Source organism: Caulobacter zeae, assembly GCF_002858925.1.
Taxonomy (GTDB): domain Bacteria; phylum Pseudomonadota; class Alphaproteobacteria; order Caulobacterales; family Caulobacteraceae; genus Caulobacter; species Caulobacter zeae.
Map to the genome: position 1 here is coordinate 26,289 of NZ_PJRS01000048.1, position 21,372 is coordinate 47,660.

The 21,372-nt window shown below is 68.5% G+C and carries 17 protein-coding genes; 4 read left to right on the plus strand and 13 right to left on the minus strand.

What is annotated here, in order from left to right; all coding sequences use genetic code 11:
- Window positions 1–99: 99 nt before the first annotated feature.
- Window positions 100–1,887, plus strand: coding sequence for a ribosome biogenesis GTPase Der (der, locus tag SGCZBJ_RS23260; protein ID WP_101720298.1), 1,788 nt, complete (start codon window positions 100–102; stop codon window positions 1,885–1,887).
- A gap of 18 nt (window positions 1,888–1,905) precedes the next feature.
- Here the strand turns inward: der and SGCZBJ_RS23265 are convergent, their stop codons facing one another.
- The 6 genes from SGCZBJ_RS23265 to radA all read right to left on the minus strand — a co-directional run bounded on the left by SGCZBJ_RS23265 (window position 1,906) and on the right by radA (window position 9,095).
- Window positions 1,906–3,402 carry a methyl-accepting chemotaxis protein gene (locus SGCZBJ_RS23265; RefSeq protein ID WP_101720299.1) on the minus strand — a complete coding sequence of 499 codons (1,497 nt, stop codon included), beginning with the start codon at window positions 3,400–3,402 and terminating at the stop codon, window positions 1,906–1,908.
- A 267-nt stretch (window positions 3,403–3,669) separates the two neighbouring features.
- Window positions 3,670–4,422 carry an SDR family NAD(P)-dependent oxidoreductase gene (locus SGCZBJ_RS23270; RefSeq protein WP_101720300.1) on the minus strand — a complete coding sequence of 251 codons (753 nt, stop codon included), beginning with the start codon at window positions 4,420–4,422 and terminating at the stop codon, window positions 3,670–3,672.
- A 44-nt stretch (window positions 4,423–4,466) separates the two neighbouring features.
- Window positions 4,467–5,453 (minus strand): bile acid:sodium symporter family protein, encoded by a 987-nt coding sequence (locus SGCZBJ_RS23275; RefSeq protein ID WP_101720301.1) that lies wholly within the window; start codon window positions 5,451–5,453, stop codon window positions 4,467–4,469.
- 140 nt (window positions 5,454–5,593) lie between these two features.
- Window positions 5,594–7,096 carry an amidophosphoribosyltransferase gene (gene purF, locus SGCZBJ_RS23280; protein ID WP_101720302.1) on the minus strand — a complete coding sequence of 501 codons (1,503 nt, stop codon included), beginning with the start codon at window positions 7,094–7,096 and terminating at the stop codon, window positions 5,594–5,596.
- The gene (locus tag SGCZBJ_RS23285) at window positions 7,093–7,716 is read right to left on the minus strand and encodes a CvpA family protein (RefSeq protein WP_101720303.1); all 624 of its coding nucleotides are present in this window, start codon (window positions 7,714–7,716) and stop codon (window positions 7,093–7,095) included. Before SGCZBJ_RS23285 ends, purF begins: the two co-directional genes overlap by 4 nt.
- Entirely contained in the window at window positions 7,713–9,095 is a 1,383-nt protein-coding gene (gene radA, locus SGCZBJ_RS23290) for a DNA repair protein RadA (protein ID WP_101720304.1), read from the minus strand. Before radA ends, SGCZBJ_RS23285 begins: the two co-directional genes overlap by 4 nt.
- A gap of 173 nt (window positions 9,096–9,268) precedes the next feature.
- On the opposite strand from radA, the gene SGCZBJ_RS23295 reads away from it, so the two are divergent.
- Entirely contained in the window at window positions 9,269–10,462 is a 1,194-nt protein-coding gene (locus tag SGCZBJ_RS23295) for a Yip1 family protein (RefSeq protein ID WP_101720305.1), read from the plus strand.
- A 21-nt stretch (window positions 10,463–10,483) separates the two neighbouring features.
- On the opposite strand, the gene alr is transcribed toward SGCZBJ_RS23295, so the two are convergent.
- From alr to rpsF, 7 genes are all read right to left on the minus strand, one after another.
- Entirely contained in the window at window positions 10,484–11,566 is a 1,083-nt protein-coding gene (alr, locus tag SGCZBJ_RS23300) for an alanine racemase (protein WP_101720306.1), read from the minus strand.
- Window positions 11,567–11,626: 60 nt separating this feature from the next.
- Window positions 11,627–12,313, minus strand: a complete 687-nt coding sequence (locus SGCZBJ_RS23305; RefSeq protein ID WP_101720307.1) for a MarC family protein — start codon at window positions 12,311–12,313, stop codon at window positions 11,627–11,629.
- A gap of 73 nt (window positions 12,314–12,386) precedes the next feature.
- Entirely contained in the window at window positions 12,387–13,907 is a 1,521-nt protein-coding gene (locus SGCZBJ_RS23310) for a replicative DNA helicase (protein WP_101720308.1), read from the minus strand.
- Between the two features lie 146 nt (window positions 13,908–14,053).
- Entirely contained in the window at window positions 14,054–16,462 is a 2,409-nt protein-coding gene (locus SGCZBJ_RS23315) for a TonB-dependent receptor plug domain-containing protein (protein ID WP_101720309.1), read from the minus strand.
- A 193-nt stretch (window positions 16,463–16,655) separates the two neighbouring features.
- A complete protein-coding gene (gene rplI / locus SGCZBJ_RS23320) occupies window positions 16,656–17,237 on the minus strand; it encodes a 50S ribosomal protein L9 (protein ID WP_058346419.1) in 582 nt (193 codons plus the stop codon).
- Between the two features lie 13 nt (window positions 17,238–17,250).
- Entirely contained in the window at window positions 17,251–17,529 is a 279-nt protein-coding gene (gene rpsR / locus SGCZBJ_RS23325; protein ID WP_101720310.1) for a 30S ribosomal protein S18, read from the minus strand.
- Between the two features lie 14 nt (window positions 17,530–17,543).
- Complete coding sequence (gene rpsF / locus SGCZBJ_RS23330) at window positions 17,544–17,960, minus strand: 30S ribosomal protein S6 (protein WP_058346421.1); 417 nt, start codon at window positions 17,958–17,960, stop codon at window positions 17,544–17,546.
- Between the two features lie 305 nt (window positions 17,961–18,265).
- On the opposite strand from rpsF, the gene SGCZBJ_RS23335 reads away from it, so the two are divergent.
- Both SGCZBJ_RS23335 and SGCZBJ_RS23340 read left to right on the plus strand, forming a co-directional pair.
- Complete coding sequence (locus tag SGCZBJ_RS23335; protein ID WP_101720311.1) at window positions 18,266–18,919, plus strand: hypothetical protein; 654 nt, start codon at window positions 18,266–18,268, stop codon at window positions 18,917–18,919.
- Window positions 18,920–19,064: 145 nt separating this feature from the next.
- Window positions 19,065–21,224 carry a TonB-dependent receptor gene (locus SGCZBJ_RS23340; RefSeq protein ID WP_101720312.1) on the plus strand — a complete coding sequence of 720 codons (2,160 nt, stop codon included), beginning with the start codon at window positions 19,065–19,067 and terminating at the stop codon, window positions 21,222–21,224.
- The last annotated feature ends 148 nt before the right edge of the window (window positions 21,225–21,372 follow it).

Sequence of the window (21,372 nt, forward strand, 5' to 3'; positions counted from 1 at the left end):
CCCGGTTGAACTCGTAACCCGTCCCGGGCCCGGGCTGGCGAATCGCCGGCCCGGGCTTGTTGCTTTGCCGGGACCCGAAAAATCGACTACTGACCGCCTATGCCTTTGAAACTCGCCATCGTCGGCCGCCCCAATGTGGGCAAGTCCACGCTGTTCAACCGCCTCGCCGGCAAGAAGCTGGCCCTTGTCGACGACCAGCCGGGGGTCACCCGTGACCGCCGGTTCGCGCACGGCCGCCTCGGCGACCTCGATCTGGAGCTGATCGACACCGCCGGCTTCGAGGACGTCACCGACGAGAGCCTCGAGTCGCGCATGCGCGCCCAGACCGAGCTGGCGATCGACGAGGCCGACGTGGCCCTCTTCGTGTTCGACGCCCGCGAGGGCCTGACGCCGCTCGACCGGATCTTCGCGGAGATGCTGCGCCGCCGGAACAAGCCGGTCGTGGTCGCGGCCAACAAGTCCGAAGGCAAGCAGGCTGAGATCGGCGCCGCGGAAGCCCACCAGCTGGGCCTGGGCGAGCCGATCCCGATCAGCGGCGAGCACGGCGAGGGCATGGCCGACCTCTACGCGGCGCTTCTGGCGGTGACGCCCGAGGAGCTGCAGGAAGAGTTCGAGGACGACGACGACGACACCAAGCCGATCAAGATCGCCATCATCGGCCGTCCGAACGCCGGCAAGTCGACCCTGGTCAACCGCCTGATCGGCGAGCAGCGCCTGCTGACCGGCCCGGAGGCGGGCATCACCCGCGATTCGATCTCGGTCGACTGGACCTGGGACGGCCGCAAGATCCGCCTCGTCGACACCGCCGGCCTGCGCAAGAAGGCCAAGGTCAACGAGAAGCTCGAGAAGCTCTCGACCCAGGACACCATCCGCTCGATGACCTTCGCCGAGGTCGTGCTGCTGGTGATGGACGCCACCCATCCGTTCGAGACCCAGGACCTGCAGATCGCCGACCTGGCCGAGCGGGAAGGGCGCTGCGTCGTGTTCGTGCTGGCCAAGTGGGACCTGATCGAGGATCCGGGCCAGATCCTCAAGGAGTTCAACGAGCACGCCGAGCGCATGCTGCCCCAGCTGCGCGGCGCGCCGGTGGTGGCGCTGTCGGGCGAGACCGGCCGCGGTGTCGAGCGCCTGATGCCGGCCGTGATCAAGACGCACCGCGACTGGTCGACCAAGGTCAAGACCCGCGACCTGAACGACTGGCTGCAACTGGCCATGCAGCGCCACCCGCCGCCGGCCGTCAACGGCAAGCGCGTGAAGCCCAAGTACATGGCCCAGACCAAGGCGCGTCCGCCGACGTTCGTGCTGTTCTCCAGCCGCGCCGACCAGATGCCCGACCACTATCGCCGCTATCTGGTCAACAGCCTGCGCGAAAGCTTCGACCTGCCGGGCGTGCCGCTGCGCATCACCATCAAGTCGGGCGCCAACCCCTATGCCGACGCCGACCAGGGGTATGTTGTTAAGGGCAAGCGCGCCTTCGAGAAGAAGGAAGCCGAGAAGGCCCGCCTGAAGGCCTCGCGCAACACGGTCAAGAAATCGGCCCAGAGGGCGGCGATCCTGGCCGAAGCGTCGGCGGACGCCGGCGCGGTCGCCGCGGGCAAGGCAGCTTCGACCAAGGCTGTCTCGGCCAAGGCCGTCTCCGGCAAGGCCGGGGCGATCAAGGCCGACGCCGGCAAGGGGGAGGCGACCAAGTCCGACCCCGGCAAGGCGGCCGTCAAGTCGGTGAAACCGCAGGGGCCCAAGGCCCAGAAGAAGGTCTCGACCACCCCGAGCTACAAGGTCGGGACCAAGACGGCCGGCGGGAAGGCCGGCGGCCCGCGCCGTCCGGTTGCCGGCTCGCGCGTCGTGCGGGGCAACAAGACGCCCGGCGGAAAGCCCAAGGGGCGCTAGCTCAAGGCGGGGAGGAGCCTAGAACTCCTCCCAGTCCTGGCCGACGGCGACGCCCGGTCGGAACGACTGGGCGATACGGCTGTGGGCGGCGGCGACCGGGTTCTCGGCGGCCGGACGCGGGGCCGGCGACGCCGGGCGAGCGATCGCCTGGGCGGGCGCAGCCCCGGTCTCGAAGCGCGAGACCAGCTCGGCCAGCGACGAGGCCTCGTTGCGCAGGCAGGCGGCCGCGGCCGTGGCCTCCTCGACCATGGCGGCGTTGCGCTGGGTCACCTGGTCCATCTGGTTGATGGCGGTGTTGACCTGGTTGAGGCCGGTGGCCTGTTCATGGGCCGACTGGGCGATCTCCGAAATCAGGGTGTCGATCTCGGCGATGCGGCCGACGATGCCGGTCAGGGACTGGCCGGTGTCGCTCACCAGCTTGGCGCCGCGATCGACCTGGCTGCTGCTGTTGGCGATCAGGCTCTTGATCTCCTTGGCCGCCTCGGCCGAGCGCTGGGCGAGCGCCCGCACTTCCTGGGCGACCACGGCGAACCCGCGGCCGGCCTCGCCGGCGCGAGCCGCCTCGACGCCCGCGTTGAGGGCCAGGAGGTTGGTCTGGAAGGCGATCTCGTCGATGACGCCGATGATCTGGCCGATCTTGCCCGAGCTCTGCTCGATCTCGCCCATGGCGGCGATGGCGTCGCGCATGATCTCGCCCGAGCGGGTGACTTCCTGCCTTGTGGTCGAGGCGGCGGTCGAGGCCGCACGGGCCCCCTCGGCGCTGCGGCGCACGGTGGCGGTGATCTCGTCCAGCGCCGCGGCGGTCTCTTCCAGGGAGGCCGCCTGCTGTTCGGTGCGCTTGGAGAGGTCTTCCGAAGCCCCGGTGATCTCGTTGGAGCCGTTGTGCACGCCCTGCGTCGACTGGCCGATCTCGGTCATCGCCTGGCGCAGCGACTGGAGGGCGGCGTTGTAGTCGCTCTTGATCGAGGCGAAGCGACCGTCGAAGGCGGCGGTGATGTCGGCGGTCAGGTCGCCGCCGGCCAGGCGCTTGAGGTTGTCGGCCAGGGTCAGGACAACGGCGCCCTGTTCGGCCTCGGTGCGGCGCAGGGCCTCGTTGGTCATCCGCTCCTGCTCGGCCTGGGTGATGTCTGTGCAGAACTTGATGACCTTGCAGGGCTTGCCCGCGGCGTCGAACACCGGGTTGTAGGCGCCCTGGATCCAGATCTCGACGCCGCCCTTGCCCTGGCGCTGGAACTTGCCGGCGAAGAATTCGCCGCGGCCCAGGTTCAGCCAGAACTGCTTGTACTCGTCGCTGCGGGCGAAGTCGGGATCGGCGAACATGCTGTGATGGCGGCCGCGGATCTCGTCCAGCGAATAGCCCACCGTCTTCAGGAAGTTGGTGTTGGCCGCCAGGATGGTGCCATCGAGCTGGAACTCGATGACGGCCTGCGAGCGATGGATCGCCGCGACGGTGGCTTCCAACTCGGCGAGACGCTCGTCGGCCGCGGCGCGGCCACGCTTGAACGCAAACGGCATTGTTCAAACCCCCGAGGGATCGCGCCCAGGCAGCGCTGCATCCTTAGGGTGAGACTTCGAGTCTTATTCCATGCTTAACGAGCGCCGGTTTCCGAAAGCGTCGTCTGCGTCAGGTTGTCGCAGTTTAATGTTTTTGGGTCTTGTGTCGTGGAGTCGACCACCAGCTTGACCGCAGAAAATCCGTATTTTCCGTCAGTTGCGAAAGTTTTTGGACTAGTCTGTATTGTATACGGTTCAACTAAACCTGCGAATGTTTACGGGGTTCAGTCAAGCGCTGACGCTTGCTGACTCTTGACCTCGTTCCTTGAAGCGGACCACGCCCTTGGGCGGCTCGCGGCCAGGGCGAGCCAGGTCGACGACGAAGGGGGCGATCTCGGCCGGGTCCTGCACGGTCATCGGATCCTCGCCCGGGAAGGCGCCGGCCCGCATCTTGGTGCGCATGGCGCCGGGGTCGATGCTGAAGGCGCGGACCTTGGTGTTCTCCATCTCGTCGGCATAGCAGTCGACGATGGCTTCCAGGCCAGCTTTTGAAGCGGCGTAGGCGCCCCAGAAGGCCCGGTGGCTCTTGGCGACGCTGCTGGTCAGGAAGATCGCCCGGCCGGCGTCCGAGGCGCGCAGCAGCGGGTCCATGGCCCGGATCAGCCGCCAGTTGGCCGTCAGGTTGGTCGACAGGATCATGTCCCAGCCCTTGGGGTCCAGGTGCCCGACGGGCGTGAGGGCGCCCAGCACGCCGGCCGCGCCGACCAGGATGTCCAGCTTGCCGAAGCGCTGGTGCAGGGCCGCGCCCAGGTGATCCAGGCCGTCGGCTTCGCGCAGGTCCAGCGGCACGAGGGTGGCGTGCTCGCCCGTGGCGGCGAAGATCGCGTCGTCCAGGGCTTCCAGCGCGCCCTGGGTGCGGCCGATGGCGATGACGTGAGCGCCAGCCTTGGCCAGGCCAAGAGCGATGGCGGCGCCGATGCCGCGCGTAGCGCCGGTGACGAGGGCGATGCGGCCGGCCAGCGGCGTGTCGGTGGTGGTCATGAGCGTTTCCTGCGCCTCTCGCGGGCGTTTATCTGTCGGGGTGATCAGGCGTCTTCGTCGGCCGGCCGCGCCGCATAGCGCTGCGCCAGGACCGAACAGGCCATCAGCTGGATCTGGTGGAAGATCATCAGGGGCAGCACCAACACGCCGGCCGTGGCCCCGGGAAACAGGATGCCTGCCATGGGCACGCCGGTCGCGAGGCTCTTCTTGGAGCCGCAGAACACGATCGCCACCTCGTCGGCCTTGGAGAAGCCCAGCAGGCGCGCGCCCCACATGGTGGCCAGCATGACGAGCGTCAGCAGCACGCCGCAGACCAGCAGCAGCGTGATCAGCTCCAGCGGCGAGACCTTGCGCCACAGGCCCTCGACCACAGCGGCGCTGAAGGCCGAATAGACCACCAGCAGGATCGAGCCGCGGTCGACGCGTCCCACCAGGGTTTTGTGCTTCTCGATCCACTTGCCGACCAGCGGCCGGGCGATCTGGCCGGCGATGAACGGCAGCAACAGCTGGATGATGATCGACTTGATCGAGTCCCAGCCGCCGACGTCGCCGTGGGCGTTCATCAGCAGGCCGACCAGCACCGGCGTCAGGAAGATGCCGAACAGGTTCGAGGCCGAGGCCGCGCAGACGGCGGCGGCGACGTTGCCGCGCCCGATCGAGGTGAAGGCGATCGACGACTGCACCGTCGAGGGCAGGCAGGCCAGGAACACCATGCCCGCCGCCATGGTCGGCGTCAGCACCCCGACCTTGCTGATGGCCAGGCCCAGGATCGGGAACAGCACGAAGGTGAACGCCAGGATCGTCAGGTGCAGGCGCCAGTGGGTGACGCCGGCGACAACGGCCTCGCGCGACAGCTTGGCGCCGTGCAGGAAGAACAGCAGGGCGATGGCCAGCTTGACCACCCAGCCGGTGATCACGGCCGCCTGTCCCTGGACCGGCAGGAACGAGGCCAGCACCACCATGCCGAACAGGGCGATGATGTAGGCGTCGATCTTCAGCTTGGAGAGGACGGCGGAAATGGGATTGGCCAAGAAGCGACTCTCAAATGGATCGTCGCCCGGTCCGTCCGGGCGATCCGAGCGGCCGAAAGATCAAGCTAGGCGGGCCGCATACCGGGGGTAGCGCAGCTTGGGTCCTCCGAACAAGTCGAAGGACCCTTGAAAGGCGCTGATTAGGCGCTGACCAGCAGCGACAGCTGCTTTTCGGCCTGGTCGTTGCGGCCTTCGGCGATCTCGCGATCGGTCAGGCGGGTGGGGTAGTCGCCGGTGAAGTAGTGGTCGGTGAACTGCGGGGCGGCCGGATCGCGCGGGGCGCATTCCAGGGCCTCGTACAGGCCTTCCACCGACAAGAAGCCCAGGCTGTCCACTTCCAGGAACTTGGCCATCTCTTCCAGCGACTTGGTGGCGGCCAGCAGCTGTTCGCGCTCGGGCATATCGATGCCGTAGAAGTCGGGCCACTTGATCGGCGGGCTGGCCGAGCGCAGGTGCACTTCCTTGGCGCCGGCCTCGCGGACCATGCGCACGATCTTCAGCGAGGTGGTGCCGCGCACGATCGAGTCGTCGATCAGGATGACGCGCTTGCCTTCCAGCACGGCGCGGTTGGGGCTGTGCTTCATGCGCACGCCCAGTTCGCGGACGCCCTGGGTCGGCTGGATGAAGGTGCGGCCCACATAGTGGTTGCGGATAATGCCCAGGTCGAAGGGCAGGCCGCTCTCGGCTGCGTAACCGATCGCCGCCGGCACGCCGCTGTCGGGCACCGGTACGACGACGTCGGCCTCGACGCCGGTCTCGATCGCCAGGCGACGGCCCATGCGCTTGCGCACTTCATAGACCGAGCGGCCGTTCACGACGCTGTCGGGACGGGCGAAGTAGACGTATTCGAACACGCAGGGGCGGGCGGCCGGGGCCGCGAACGGGCGCAGCGACTTCACGCCGGTGTCGCTGATCACCACCATCTCGCCGTGCTCGACGTCGCGCACGAAGCGGGCGCCGATCATGTCGAGGGCGCAGGTCTCGGAGGCCAGGACGGGCTTGCCGTCCAGGTCGCCCAGCACCAGCGGGCGGATGCCCAGCGGGTCGCGAACGCCGATCATCTTCTTGTTGGTGATGGCCACCAGGGCGTAGCCGCCTTCGATCTGGCCGATGGCGTCGATGAAGCGGTCGACGATCTTGGCTTTGCGCGAGCGGGCGATCAGGTGAAGGATCACCTCGCTGTCCGAAGTCGACTGGAAGATCGCGCCTTCCTGCACCAGGCGCTCGCGCAGGGTCAGGAAGTTGGTCAGGTTGCCGTTGTGGGCCAGGGCTAGGCCGCCGGTCTCGAGATCGGCGAACATCGGCTGGACGTTGCGGATGAAGCTGCCGCCGGCCGTGGAGTAGCGGGTGTGGCCGATGGCCATGTTGCCCGGCAGGCGCTGGACGAGGTCGGCGCCGGTGAAGGCGTCGCCGACGTGGCCCATGTGGCGTTCGGTGTGGAAGCGGGCGCCGTCGAAGGCGGCGATGCCGCAGGCTTCCTGGCCGCGGTGCTGCAAGGCGTGCAGGCCCAGCGCCGCGATGGCGGCGGCGTCACGGGCGCCGAACACGCCGAACACGCCGCATTCCAGGCGCAGCGTGTCGTCCTCGGGATCGCGCCAGGGCGCGGACGAGAAGCGGTCGGTCGACTGGCCGATAGACGTCATTGCGATTTCTCCACCAGGTCGTCGAGCTTCCGACGCTGGTCCTTATCATAGCCTTCTTCGCCGCGTTCGGCGTTGGACGGTTTGTCGCTGGTCCCGTCGCGGACGGCGTCCTCGATGGCGGGGGCCAGCTTGCCGGCCAGACCCGCGCCCTTGGGGGCGAACACCTTCAGCACCTGGGCGCTGGCGTTGGACAGCGGATAGAACATCGACTCCGACACCCAGGCCGGCACGCGGTCGCGCGGCGTGGCCATGTGGAAGACGAGGTTGAACACGCCCAGCACCACCAGCGCGCGCAGCAGGCCGAAACCCAGGCCGACCAGGCGATCCAGCAGGCCCAGCGTCCCGTCGGCGTGCAGGGTCTTGGTCAGCTGTCCGCCGATCAGGCGCAGGGCGACGAAGGCGATGACGAAGGTGACCAGGATGGCGGCGGCGGTCGCCGCCCAGTCCGGGTCCATGAATTCACGGAAGAGGGGGCCGGTCAGGCGCAGGCCCAGGAGAGCCACCACGGCGGCGAGAATGAACGACAGCGCCGAGGTCAGCTCCCGCGAGGCGCCGCGGAAGAAGCCGACGGCGCCGGAAACCAGCAGGATCAGTCCGGCGATGATGTCGAACGGCGTCACGCGTGCGAGCTCCAGATGTCGTTCTCGATTCGGCGGACCGCGTCGGCCAATCGCGCCGCGCCGGCCACCGGCAGGGCGCCGCCGCCTTCGGGCAGGCCCGACAGCGGTCCCAGCGCGCGGCCGAACCCGAGCTTGGCGGCTTCCTTCAAACGCGACTCCATTCGGCTCACGGGCCGGATCTCGCCGGAGAGGCTGACCTCGCCGAACACCACGCAGTCCTGCGGCAGGGCGACATCCATGGCCGAAGAGGCCAAAGCAGCCGCCGCCGCGAGGTCGGCGGCGGGTTCGGTGATCCTCAGCCCGCCGGCGACGTTCAGATAGACGTCCTTGTCGCCAAAACCAAGGCCGCAGCGCGATTCCAGCACCGCCAGCACCATGGCCAGTCGCCCGGAGTCCCATCCGACCACGGCGCGCCTGGGCGTTCCGTACGCGGAGGGCGCGACCAGGGCCTGGAATTCCACCAGAACGGGCCGCGAGCCTTCGATGCCGGCGAACACCGCGGCTCCCGCCGCCCGCTCGCCGCCTTCGTTGAGGAACAGGGCCGAAGGGTTCTTCACCTCGCGCAGGCCGACGTCGCCCATCTCGAACACGCCGATCTCATCGGTGGCCCCGAAACGGTTCTTGGCGCCGCGCAGGATGCGGAACGGATAGCCGCGCTCGCCCTCGAAGCTGAGCACAGCGTCGACCAGGTGCTCGACCACGCGCGGACCGGCGATCTGGCCGTCCTTGGTGACGTGGCCGACCAGCAGGATCGCCACGCCCTTCTGCTTGGCCAGGCGCACCAGCTCGGTGGCGCAGGCGCGCACCTGTGTCACCGTGCCGGGGCCGGCTTCGTGGGCGTCGCTCCACATGGTCTGGATCGAGTCGATGACCACCAGGTCGAACCTGTCGCGCTTGAGGCCGTCGAGGATGTCGCGCAGACTGCTCTCGGCGGCCAGCTTCACCGGCGCGCCGGCCAGGCCCATGCGGTCGGCGCGGCCCCGGATCTGCTCGACGGCCTCCTCGCCCGAGATGTAGGCGCAGGCCACGCCGCGGCTCGAGGCGTTGGCGCAGACCTGAAGCAGGAGCGTGGACTTGCCCACGCCTGGGTCGCCGCCGATCAGGATCGCCGAGCCGGGCACCACGCCGCCGCCGCAGACCCGGTCGAACTCGTCGACGCCGGTCAGGATGCGCGGCGGAGCGGGGGTGTCGCTTTCCAGGCCCGTAAACTGAAGGCCGCGCGCGCGCGTGGCCTTTGAGGTCGACATGGCGCCGGGCGGGCGTACGCCGACCTCTTCGACGAGGGTGTTCCAGCTCTGGCAGGCGGGGCATTGCCCGGCCCACTTGGTCTGGACCGCGCCGCAGGACTGGCAGGCGTAGGCGGCGCTGTCGCGGGCCATGGGGTCTCCTGATTCTCGAATGGGTGCAGATTACAGGCTGGACCCGCCCTGCGCCAAAGGCGGACGCAGGGGGGGGCGTGGCGATGTCGCCGAACCTTGTTCCCGTTTTTGGTGTGTTCGGTGTAGATAAGTATCGGGGGGCGCAGATTCAGGATCTTGCTGGAGGCGCCTAGATGTCCGTGGTCGAACCCGGAGCCGTTTCTTCCGATCTCGTGGGCCGCGTGAAGCGGATCCTGCTGACGCCGTCGCCCGAGTGGGAGCGCATCGACACCGAGCCCGCCACGATCAAGGGGCTCTATGTCGGCTACATCTGCATCCTGGCGGCGATCCCGCCCGTGGCCGGCCTGGTGGGCAGCCTGGTGTTCGGCCACGGCATTCCGGGTCTGGCGACGATCCGGCCATCGCCCGTCGGCGCGATCATCGGCGCGGTCGTCGGCTATGGCCTGTCGCTGCTGTCGGTGTTCGTGCTGGGCCTGATCATCGACGCCTTGGCGCCGTCGTTCGATGGGCGGAAGGACAAGCTTCAGGCCTTCAAGGTGGCTGCCTATTCCGGCACCGCCGGCTGGGTGGCCGGGATCTTCGGCCTGTTCCCGCCGCTGGCGATCATCGGCGGCCTCGCGGGCCTCTACGGTCTCTACCTGCTCTATACGGGCCTGCCGCGGGTGATGAAGGCGCCGAAGGAGAAGGCGATCGGCTACACGGTCGTGACCGTCATCTGCGCCATCGTGCTCTATGTCGTCATCGGCATGATCACCGGCGCCATCGTCGGCGCGGCCGCGATCGGCGGCGGGATTGCGGCCTCGAAGGTGGCGGGCGCCGACAGCGGCTCGGTGACGCTCGGCGGCCAGACCTACGACCTGGGTAAGATGGACGAGGCCAGCAAGAAGATGGAGGCGGCCGCCGCCTCGATCGAGGCCGGCAAGGACATCCCCCTGACCTCGCCGGACGTGCTCAAGGGCCTGCTGCCGGGCGCGGCCGGCGGCTACGCGCGCACCTCCGTCGAATCCAGCTCCGGCGGCGCCGGCGGCATGGGCATGTCGGTGGCGCGCGGCGACTACGAGAAGGACGGCAAGCGCTTCACCCTGGCGGTCACCGACCTGGGCGCGCTGGGCGGCATGACGGCCATGGCCTCGGCCATGAACGCCCAGAGCACCTCGGAAACCGAAACCGGCTACGAGAAGACCAGCACCGCCGGGGGCCAGCTGACCACCGAGAAGTGGGACCGCGAGGCCAAGTCCGGCGGCTACACCGTCGTGATCGGCCACCGCTTTTCTGTCGAGGCCAATGGCGACGCCGAAAGCATCGACGACCTCAAGCGCGCAGTGGCCTCGGTCGACGCCCGCAAGCTGAACAGCCTGGCGCGGTAGGCGGTCAGTGGGGCGGGGCCTTCAGGCCTCGCCCAGCACCACGCGACGGGCGCGGCCGGCCAGGCGCACCAGCAGTTCATAGGCCGTTGTGCCCGCGGCGGCGGCGGCTTCGTCGACCGGCAGGTTGGGGCCGATCAGCTCGACCAGGGCGCCGGGACGCGCCGCGTCGCAGTCGGTGACGTCGATGGCGATCAGGTCCATCGACACCCGGCCCAGCAGGCGGCGGCGCGCGCCGTCGAACCACACGTGGCCGGCGGGGCTGGAGCCGCGCAACACGCCGTCGGCATAGCCGCAGGCCAGCACCGCCACCCGCGTCGTCTCCGTGGCCGTGAAGGCCGCGCCGTAGCCGATCGACTCGCCGCGCGGCACGACCCGCACCTGCAGGATCGGCGCTTCCAGCGTCGCCACGGCTTTGAGCCGAGCGTCGGTCACGTCGCGCGGGCCGCCGCCATAGAGGGCGATGCCCGGCCGGCATTGGTCGAAGTGATAGTCGCCGCCCAGGAACACCCCGGCCGAGTTGGCCAGGCTCCTGCGGGCGTTGGGAAACAGCGCCGCCGCGTCGCGGAAGCGGGTCAGCTGGCGGGCGTTGAGCGGATGCTCCGGCTCGCCGGCGCAGGCCAGGTGGCTGACCACCAGCGAGACGTTCAGATGCTTGAGGCGGTCCATCGACGCCGTCAGCACGGCGGCCTCCTCGTGGCGCAGGCCAAGCCGGTTCATGCCGGTGTCGACGTGGATCGCCGCCTCCAGCACGCCCTTGCCGGCCTGGCTGTTCCAGGCCTCGACCTGCGGCAGGCTGTTGAGCACCGGGATCAGTCCGCCCTGCACCAGAGTGGGGCCCGAGCCCGGCGTCGCGCCGTCCAGCACGTGGATCCTGGCCTCGCGCTCGCCCAGCGCCTTGCGCAGCGCCACGCCTTCCGACAGGCGCGCCACATAGAAGCTGCGCGCGCCCTCGTCCCACAGGCGGCGGGCGACCAGACCCGCGCCCAGGCCATAGCCGTCGGCCTTTACCGCCGGCGCCAGTTCGGCGTCGCCGGTCTGCGTCTTGAGCAGGGCGTAGTTGGCCGCGAGGGCGTCGAGGTCGAGGGTCAGGCGGGCGTCGGTCACGGCTGCGGAGGTAGCCGACCCGCGCCCGCAAGGCCAGTGCAGATGCTGTGGAGATGCGGCCTAGCGGGTGCTCAGGAACTGGCCCACCAGCGCCTCGACGCCGCTGGCGACGATCTGCACGCCGATGCACATCAGGAGGAACGCCATCAGCCGCGACATCACTCGCGCGCCGTTGACGCCCAGGAACGACAGCACCCGGTCCGAGGCGCGATAGAACACCCAGACCATCAGGGCGATGACGGCGACGGCCAGGCTCGCGCCCATGAAGAACGGAACCACCGAATGGCCTTCAGCCGGCCGCTGCGACGACAGCGCGATGGCCACGGAGATCGCGCCTGGTCCCGTCGTGAACGGCATGGTCAGCGGGAAGAAGGCCATGTCTTCGGCGCGCGACTTGGCGGGCGAGCTGGCCTGGTCGGCCTTGCGTTCTTCGTGCTCTTCCGGGGTCATCAGCAGGGCCCAGGCGCGGATCGCCACCACCAGGCCGCCGGCCACGCGCAGGGCGCCCAGGCTGACCCCGAAGAAGTTCAGCACGTAGCCGCCCAGCAGCAGCGAGCCCAGCAGGATGAAGAAGGCGTAGAGCGCGATGGTCGGCGCCAGCCGCTTGCGCGTCTCGGCCGGATGGTCGGCCAGCATTTGGTGGAAGATCAGCGCCGCCCCGACCGGATTGACGATCGAGAACAGGGCCGGAAAGGCCAGCAGGAACGCCCCGACGAAGGTCGAGACGGGCAGGGGGCTGAATTCCATCTGGCGGCGCTCTTTCTCTGAATCGCGCGCCGAGCGTTGCCCGACGCGCATCCGGAGGTAAAGCGCGAGGCGGCTATTCGTCGTCGCCGCTGCGCATCTGGTGGAAATAGTGGTCGCGCGACAGGTTGCCGAAGCGCGTGGTGTCGCTGTTGAACGACAGGCGCACCGTGCCGATCGGACCGTGACGCTGCTTGGCGATGATCACCTCGGCCAGGCCTTGCAGCTTGTCCATTTCCTCTTGCCAGGTCAGGTGCTCGGGCGTGCCTTCGCGCGGCTCGGCCCGGCCCACGTAGTAGCTTTCGCGGAACACGAACCACACCATGTCGGCGTCCTGCTCGATCGAGCCGGATTCACGAAGGTCAGACAGCTGCGGGCGCTTGTCGTCGCGGCTTTCGACCTGACGCGACAGCTGCGACAGGGCGATGACCGGGCAGGCCAGTTCCTTGGCCAGGGCCTTGAGGCCCATGGTGATCTGCGAGACTTCCTGCACGCGGCTGGCGTTCGAACCGAGGTCCGAGCCGGTGACCAGCTGCAGGTAGTCGACGACGATGAGGTCGAGGCCGACCTGGCGCTTCAGGCGTCGGGCCCGGGCGGTCAGCTTGGCGATCGAGATACCACCGGTGGCGTCGATGTAGAGCGGCGCTTCCTGCAACTCCATGGCCGCGTCGCGCACGCGCCCGAACTCGCTGGCGTCGATCTCGCCCTTGCGGAGCTTGTCGCCCGACACGCCCGAGGCGTCGGCCAGCATACGCAGGGCTAGCTGCTCGGCGCTCATTTCCAGCGAGTAGAAGGCCACCACGCCGCCGTTGACGGTCTTGCGGCTGCCGTCGGGCTGGGGCTCCCAGGCGTATTTCTTGGCGACGTTGAAGGCGATGTTGGTCGCAAGCGCTGTCTTGCCCATCGACGGACGACCGGCCAGCACGATCAAGTCCGACGGATGGAGGCCGCCGATCTTCTGGTCGAGGTCGATCAGGTCGGACGCCAGGCCCGACATGCCGCCGTCGCGCTGGAAGGCTTCGGCGGTCATCTCCACGGCGCCGCGCAGGGCGTCGCCGAAGCTGACGAAGCCGGAGCTGGCCGTGCCGCTTTCGGCCAGGGTGTAGAGCTGCTGTTCGGCCGCCTCGATCTGGTCGCGGGCCGGGCGTTTCTCGTCGCCGTGGCCGTGGGCGGCCGAGGCGATCTCGCCGCCGATGCGGATCAGGTCGCGGCGCAGGGCCAGGTCGAACACCGCCCGGGCATAGTCGCCGACATTGGCGGCCGGCGGGGCGCGGTCGACGAGGTCGGCCAGGTAGCGGATGCCGCCCAGCTCCTCGAACGCCGGATCGCGCTTGAACTCGTCGGCCAGCAGGATCGGCTCGGCCAGCTGGCCCTTGCGGATGTGCGTCTCGATCGACTGGAACAGCCGCTGGTGGAAGGGCTCGTAGAAGTGGCGTCCCTGCAGGCTGTCGGTCAACCGCTCATAGGCCGAGTTGTCGTACAGCAGCACGCCCAGCAGCGCCTGCTCGGCTTCCAGGTTGTGCGGTGCGACGGAGATCTGAGGGGCATCCTGCGCGGGCGGGCGCAGGTCGAGAGCTGGGACCAGGGACATCGCCATAAGTTAACGCGAACGAGGCCGCGACGCGCGTTCGGAGCGTGGTCAACGGCGCAGATGGATGGGGATGTTCTGTGTATATCTTCGAAGCGACAAAAGGGGACGCAGGCTGATCGCCGCGTCCCCTTCGAGTCTTACCCTAGGTCAACTTACCAGTTGTAGCTGAGGCGGGTGTAGAGGAACCGGCCGTTGAAACCGAACGGCGAGTAGTTGGGGAAGCCCACCACGCCGCTGGTGCTGTTGACGGCCGCCGGCGTGCGGTTGGGGTATTCGTCGAACAGGTTGTTGGCGCCAACGGCCCAGGTCAGCTTGTCGGCGAAGGTGCGACGGGCTTCCAGGTCGATCACCGCCTTGCGGCCGGTCCAGTAGTCCAGCGAGGCCGTGGCGTTGGGTTGCAGCACGGTGCCATAGCCGGTCAGCTTCAGCGTCGCGCCCCAGGGGCCTTTGCTCCAGTCGCCGCTGGCCACGAACTTCGTGCGCGGGGTGCCGCGTTCGAAGGTCTGGACGTTGACGCGGGCGAACAGGGCCGGGGGGACCGGCAGAGACGACAGGGTGTTGGTCGTCGGCAGGCGGGTGACCTCGGTTTCGTTGTAGTTGCCCGCCAGGGTCAGGTCGAAGCGTCCGGCCTCGGCCGCGTCGAGGCGGTAGCGCACCACCACGTCCACGCCCTTGGTCGTCGTGTCGACGCCGTTGATGAAGAAGCGCGCCGTGGTCACGCCATAGGGGGCGAGCAGGGCGTAGATCGCCTGCTGGGTCGCCGTGCCGGTGGCGCTGCCCTGGATGTTTTCCGAGAGCACGATGCGGTTGTCGATGTCGATCTGGTAGGCGTCGACCGTCACCTCGAACGGGCCGCGGTGATAGACGAGACCCAGCGAGTAGTTGGTGCTCTCTTCCGGCTCCAGCGCCTTGGCGCCCAGTACGGCCGAGACCGGGCTGGTGGCCGGGAAGGTGCCGACCTCGGTGGCCGTGCCGCTGATGATGTTGGTCGAGGTGGCGGTGAAGTACTGCTGTTGCAGGGCCGGGGCCCGGAAGCCGGTCGACACCGCGCCGCGCACGGCGAAGCCGTCGAGGATGTCGTAACGGGCGGCGATCTTGCCGGTCGTCTTGGTGCCGAAGTCCGAATAGTCCTCGAAGCGCGCGGCGATATCGACGTCCAGCTTGTCGGTCACCTGGCTGTCGAGGTCGACATAGAAGCTGTAGTTGTCGCGGCTGACGTCGACAGCGTTGCTCGGGCGGAAGCCCGGGAAGCCTTGCGCGCCGGCCGCCAGGCCGTTGTAGCCGCCGTTGGCCCACGAGGCCTGCTCGCCGGCGACGATGTCGTAGCTTTCCTTCCGGTACTCGGCGCCGAAGGCCAGGGTCGAGGGCTGGGCGAAGGCGGCGATGGCCAGCGGGCGGGTGATGTCCAGCGAAGCCACGGCCTGGCGGTAGCGCATCGAGCCGGCCTTGAACGAGGTCGGCGAGGCCGGGCCGTACGAGGCGTTCAGGCTGTCCTTGACCCCGTATTCGATGTCGTTCTGGCCGTAGGTGAAGCTGGCGTCGATCGTGTAGGCGCCGGCCTCGCCCTTGGCGCCGAAGGCGGCGTTGTAGTCGTCGATGTCGGTGGCGATCTTGGGCAGGAAGCCGTTGGGATAGATCGACGGGATGTTGGCGGCGTTGTTGGCCAGGCGCGGGAAGGCGGCGCTTTCGCCGTCGCGGTGCTGGTAGCCCAGCCAGCCATAGGCCTTCCAGGTCTCGCCGATCGGAACGCCGGCGTTGGCGAACAGCGACTTGCTCTCGATCTCGGCGTCGCCGTAGCGGGCGGTGACGACGCCCGGGCTGAAGGCCGACGAGACGTCGCTGCGGTTGGTCGGGTTGCGCTTGGACCAGTCGGCGGTGACCGTCAGGTAGCCGTCCTCGCCGATGCCGAAGCCCTGCCAGACCGACGCGGTGTAGGTGACGCCGTCGGTGGCCTTGCGGCCGTCGGTGTCGCGCGAGGTCTTCACCTCGGTGTTGTAGAGACCGTAGCTGGCGGTCGCGCCGCCACCGCTGCGCGCTTCGCGAAGGCGCAGGTTGACGACGCCGGCGATGGCGTCCGAGCCGTATTGGGCCGCCGCGCCTTCGCGCAGGATCTCGACGCGGTCGAGGGCGGCGGTCGGGATGGTGTTGAGGTCGAAGGCGGCCGAGCCGCGGCCGACCGAGCCGTTGACGTTGACCAGGGCCGCGGCGTGGCCGCGCTTGCCGTTCAGCAGCACCAGGGTCTGGTCGGGCGCCAGGCCGCGCAGCGTGGCGGGACGCACCGAGTCGGTGCCGTCCACGGCCGACGGGCGCGGGAAGTTCAGCGACGGCGCCAGGGTCGACAGCGCCTGGGCCAGTTCGGTCGAGCCCTGGCGGGTCAGCGCCTTGCTGTCGACCACGTCGACGGGCGAGACGGTGTCGAGGCGCGAGCGGCCGGCGGTGCGGGTGCCAGTGACGACGACTTCCTCGACGGCGGTCTGGTCGTCGGTGGGCTGAGCGTTGGCGGTGGAGACGGCCAGGGCCGAAGCCGAGGCGGCGGCGAGCAGCAGCAGTTGAGTACGCATGGTGTAATCCCCTCAAAACGCTGTCGGTCGGGGGCGCTTTCGCGTCTCGTTCTGGCCGACAGGCGGTTAGACAGGCTCAACCTGCGCGAACGCCGCTCGTCCTACAATCTGAGCAATTCTAGGTTTCGGCGCAGAAAAAAACGGCGCGGATTGCTCCGCGCCGTTCTCATTCGTCTGCGAAGGTCCTGAAAAATCAGGCTTCGTAGTCGCCTTCTTGCGAGCCAGCGCCGCCTTCCAGGAGGTCCTGGGCGGCTTCGGCGTCGGCCAGGCGCTCTTCCTCGAACTGCGAGGCGATGACGTTTTCGCCGCGCGCCTGGCGCTCGGCTTCGTCGGCGCTGCGCGCGATGTTGAGCGTGACCGTCACGGTCACGTCAGCGTGCAGCTTCACCTTCACTTCGTGGACGCCGAGCGTCTTGATCGGCTTGTCCAGCACGATCATCGAGCGGTCGACCTTGCCGCCTTCGGCCTTGATGGCGTCGGCGACGTCGCGGCCCGCGACCGAACCGTACAGCTGGCCGCTTTCGCCAGCTTGACGGATCATCACGTACTGCGTGCCGTCCAGCGCCTCACCGGACTTGCCGGCGGCTTCGCGGTTGCGGACGTTGCGGGCTTCGATCTCGGCGCGTTGCGCTTCGAAAGCCTTCAGGTTGTTCGAGTTGGCGCGGAGAGCCTTGTTGCGCGGCAGCAGGTAGTTACGGGCGAACCCGTCCTTCACCGTCACCACGTCGCCCAGGACGCCCTTGCCTTCGACTCGTTCGAGCAGGATCACTTTCATCGTGGCGTCTCCCTTACTTCACGACGTAGGGGAGCAGAGCCAGGAAGCGGGCGCGCTTGATGGCCTTGGCCAGTTCGCGTTGCTTCTTGGCCGACACCGCGGTGATGCGCGACGGCACGATCTTGCCGCGTTCGGAAACGTAACGCTGCAGCAGCTTCACGTCCTTGTAGTCGATCTTCGGAGCGTTGGCGCCCGAGAACGGGCAAACCTTGCGGCGACGGAAGAACGGACGGCGAGCGCCGCCGGTGGCGGCGGCCGGAGCCGCGGCTTCGGGAGCAGTCGTATCGGTCATGATCTATTTCTCCCTTACGCTTGCGGAGCGAAGTCTTCGCGCGGGCGCTCAGGGCGTTCCGAACGCTCAGGGCGGTCCGAACGCTCGGGGCGATCGCTGCGCTCGCGGTCGCGACGGGCCAGAACCGGCGACAGTTCCAGGTCCAGCTCTTCCACGCGGATGGTCATGAAGCGCAGCACGTCTTCGTTGATCGACAGCTGGCGTTCCATTTCCTTCACCGCCGGCGCCGGGGCGTCGATGGCGAGCAGGGAATAGTGACCCTTGCGGTTCTTCTTGATGCGGTAGGTGAGGTTACGCAGACCCCAGTATTCGATCTTGGCGATGTGACCACCACCTTCTTCGATCAGGGTCTTGATTTGCTCGTTGAGAGCTTCGGCCTGTTGCGGCGAGATGTCCTGCCGCGCGATGACCACGTGTTCGTAGAACGACATGTTTTCCTCTTCCGTTATGGAAAGCGGCGCAGTCGGCGGCGGAAGTCCGACGACCACGATGGATCCTGTGCGACGAGCGGGATAATCCCGGCCCCGTGAAGGGTTCGCGCAAGACCGCCTTCCGTGAGAACGCGCGCTACTACAGGAAACGGGGGGCGGAGGCAAGGCTGGCCTCGCCTTTGCCGCCGACGTGACGGCCGGACGGCGCCTGTCTCCTGGGCGACTCTAATAAAAGGCGAGGGCGGAGTCGCTTTCCTGACGGAAGGCAGCTTGCCGTTAATACCTCAGGTGGTTAGGGAAGGGGCATGCGGGGTGCAACCGTTAAGAGCCTGATCCTTGGCGGCGCGTTCGCGCTGTCGATGACGGCTGTCCCGGTGATGGCCCAGGCGATCAGGAAGCCCGACCTGTCGGTGTCGTCCAACGATGGCCGCTTTACGGGTTATTCGGCGGCCCTGCCGCTCGACCTGTCGTCCGACGCCGAAAGCACCACCTTCGTGGCCAAGGTCGCCGGCAGCATCGAGCAGCCGACCTACGACTTCAATCTGAACATGACGGCCAAGGCCGACCAGGGGCCCAGCCCCCGCGCCCTGGCGCTGGGCGCGTCGCTGAACAAGCGCGAGGCGGGCGTCCGCTCGTCGCTGTCGCGGCTGTTCGGCTTCGGCGACCTGCCCAAGTCCAACTATGTCAGCGTGTCGGTCGACATGAACGCCACACGCTCCATGGTCCTGCCGGCCTCGATCCCGGTGGCCCGCGCCAATGTCCGCTCGGCCCTGACCCTGGACGGCCGCCAGATCGCCTCGATCGGCCTGGGCGGCGGCACCATGGGCGACGAGGGCGTCGACTTCAGCCTGATCCGTCCGTTCGACATCCCGGCCGAGTTCTCGGTCAGCGTCCGCGCCGAGGACGAACGCGTCCAGGACGGCCGCTTCATGGTCAAGCTGGTCAAGACCAACTGGTGACCGCGGGCGCAGCCGCGCCGCTTTCCTGACAATCCGCCGGAATTTCCCGAAAGCCTGTCCGACCAGCGGGCGCCGGCGAGGGCGGATTTGCGCCAGCGCACGGGCCTTTCCTTCCTGATCGCTCCACCAGAGGGGGAGCGGATACATGCAGAAGTCGGTTCTATGGGGCGCTTCGATAGCGGCGATGCTGGTCGGCGCGGCGCCGGCCGTGGCCCAGGAGGCGCCGGTCGCGGTCGAGGACCTGGTCGTCACCGCCCAGCGGCGCGAGCAGAAACTTCAGGACGCGCCCGTGGCCGTCAGCGCCTTCGGCGCGAAGGCGCTCGACCAGTTGCAGATCACCAGGGCCGAGGCCCTCGGCGCGGCCGTGCCCAGTCTCTATGTCTCTCAGATCAGCGCTTCGCCCTCGACGGTGCAGGTGGCCCTGCGCGGCGCGCTGGACCAGACCGGCGGCATGATCACGTCGGAGCCGCCCGTCGGCATCTATGTCGACGACGTCTACCAGGCCCGCCTGTCCGTCGCGAACCTGGACCTGGCCGACATCACGCGGGTTGAGGTGCTGCGCGGGCCGCAGGGCACGCTCTACGGCCGCAACTCCATGACCGGCGCGCTGAAGTACGTCACCCGCCAGCCCGGCGACGCGCCCGGCGGCTTCGTCGAAGCCTCGTGGGGCGACTACGGCCTGCAACGTTACCGGGGCAGCGCCGGCGGCAGGATCACCGACCATGTCGGGGCCACGGTCTCGGCCCTGTTCTCCGACCGCGACGGCTGGCAGCAGAACACCGCCCTCAAGCGCCGCGTGGGCGAGCGCCGAGACGCCGGCGCCCGCTTCTCCCTCGGCCTGGTCGACACGGGCCCGCTCAGCGCGACCTTCTCGGCCGCCTATGCCCGCACCGACACCGACGGCCAGCACTTCTCGCCGCTCGACCCCGCGACCCTGGCGCCCCTGGCTGGCGGCGAATTCGGCTCGACCCGCTCGCCGCTCAACACCGACACCAAGACCGAACAGAAGAGCCTGGCCCTGCACCTGGGCTATGACCTTTCCGGCATCGAGCTGAAGTCGATCACCGCCTACCAGCGTCTCGACGATCGCTGGAACCTGGACTTCTCGGGCGGCCTGGTCACCGGCTCGGGTCTTGTTCCCGGCTTCCTGCGCGGCAGCTCCACCCAGCAGGAGCAGGCCAGCCAGGAGTTCCAGGCCCTGGGCGAGGCCTTCGGCGGCCGCCTGCAATGGATCGGCGGCCTGTTCTGGTTCAAGGAGACCGGCAGCCAGGTGCTGTCCGACACCGTCGGCTCGGGCATCTACGGCCCGTTCCCCGTGCCGCTGTTGCCGACCACGATCCACGCGACCTCGGAAAGCATCGCCGCCTACGGCCAGCTGGAATGGCGTTTCACCGAGCGCCTCAAGGGCTCGGCCGGTCTGCGCTGGACCCGGGACGAAAAGACTATCGCCGGCACGATCCAGAACGGGCTGGTCGCCTATCCGCCCAGCCTGACCAGCCGATCCAACGCGGGCGAGTGGAAGGTCTGGACCCCGAAGTTCAATCTTCAATACGAGGCCAGCGACGACGTCATGGTCTACGGCACGATCGCCCGCGGCTACCGCGCCGGCGGCTTCGTGGCCCTGTCGATCGCCGAGCCGTCGATCTTCACCAAGGCCTACGACCCCGAATCCGCCTGGTCCTACGAGGCCGGGGCCAAGATCGAGGCCTTCGACCGCCGCGCCCGCCTGAACCTGGCCGCCTACGTCCAGCAGCTGAAGGACCTTCAGCAGAACGTCATCAGCAACGGCTCGATCCTGACCCAGAACGCCGCCGAGGCCCGCATCGCCGGGCTTGAGGTCGAGGCCGCCGCCACGCCGGTGAAGGGCCTGGATCTCTTCGCCTCGCTGGCCCTGACCGACGCCGAGTACGAGAAGCTCGACCCCGCCACCGCCGCCGCCCAGGCCGGCGCTGACACCCTGCCGCTGATCTCCAAGGTCCAGGCCCAGGTGGGCGGCTCCTGGCGCATCGAGCCGGAGGCGTTGAAGGGCGGGGCGATCATCGTCTCGGCCGACTATAGCCACCGCGGCCCGCGCTATGCCGAGGCGACGAACGCAGAGGCTGGCCGCATCGGCTCGGTCGACCGCGTCAACGCCAGCCTGGCCTGGGAATCGCCTTCGGCGGCCTGGCGGGTGTTCGTGCAGGGCCGCAACGTCTTCGACGCCAAGGACTACGTTTCGGGCGCCGTCTTCATCCCCGGCCTGATCGTCTACCGCCTGGCCGACGAGCCAGCCATGTGGAGCGCTGGCGTGAAGGTGAAGTTCTAGCCCCCTATCTTCGTCATCCCGGAAGCCGCGCAGCGGCTATCCGGCGACTGTGTTGGGTCAAGGCTGTTTGAGCCAGGGCTGGCCGGCCTTGAGCATGCTGTTGGCGGCGACGACGAGCTTCCTGGCGATGGCGACGAGGGCGACCTTT

Bases quoted from the DNA above. Each gene is read 5' to 3' on its own strand.
- der (WP_101720298.1), top strand. From the start codon at position 100: ATGCCTTTGAAACTCGCCATCGTCGGCCGCCCCAATGTGGGCAAGTCC.
- SGCZBJ_RS23265 (WP_101720299.1), bottom strand. From the start codon at position 3,402: ATGCCGTTTGCGTTCAAGCGTGGCCGCGCCGCGGCCGACGAGCGTCTC.
- SGCZBJ_RS23270 (WP_101720300.1), bottom strand. From the start codon at position 4,422: ATGACCACCACCGACACGCCGCTGGCCGGCCGCATCGCCCTCGTCACC.
- purF (WP_101720302.1), bottom strand. From the start codon at position 7,096: ATGACGTCTATCGGCCAGTCGACCGACCGCTTCTCGTCCGCGCCCTGG.
- radA (WP_101720304.1), bottom strand. From the start codon at position 9,095: ATGGCCCGCGACAGCGCCGCCTACGCCTGCCAGTCCTGCGGCGCGGTC.
- SGCZBJ_RS23295 (WP_101720305.1), top strand. From the start codon at position 9,269: ATGTCCGTGGTCGAACCCGGAGCCGTTTCTTCCGATCTCGTGGGCCGC.
- SGCZBJ_RS23305 (WP_101720307.1), bottom strand. From the start codon at position 12,313: ATGGAATTCAGCCCCCTGCCCGTCTCGACCTTCGTCGGGGCGTTCCTG.
- SGCZBJ_RS23310 (WP_101720308.1), bottom strand. From the start codon at position 13,907: ATGGCGATGTCCCTGGTCCCAGCTCTCGACCTGCGCCCGCCCGCGCAG.
- SGCZBJ_RS23315 (WP_101720309.1), bottom strand. From the start codon at position 16,462: ATGCGTACTCAACTGCTGCTGCTCGCCGCCGCCTCGGCTTCGGCCCTG.
- rplI (WP_058346419.1), bottom strand. From the start codon at position 17,237: ATGAAAGTGATCCTGCTCGAACGAGTCGAAGGCAAGGGCGTCCTGGGC.
- rpsR (WP_101720310.1), bottom strand. From the start codon at position 17,529: ATGACCGATACGACTGCTCCCGAAGCCGCGGCTCCGGCCGCCGCCACC.
- rpsF (WP_058346421.1), bottom strand. From the start codon at position 17,960: ATGTCGTTCTACGAACACGTGGTCATCGCGCGGCAGGACATCTCGCCG.
- SGCZBJ_RS23335 (WP_101720311.1), top strand. From the start codon at position 18,266: ATGCGGGGTGCAACCGTTAAGAGCCTGATCCTTGGCGGCGCGTTCGCG.
- SGCZBJ_RS23340 (WP_101720312.1), top strand. From the start codon at position 19,065: ATGCAGAAGTCGGTTCTATGGGGCGCTTCGATAGCGGCGATGCTGGTC.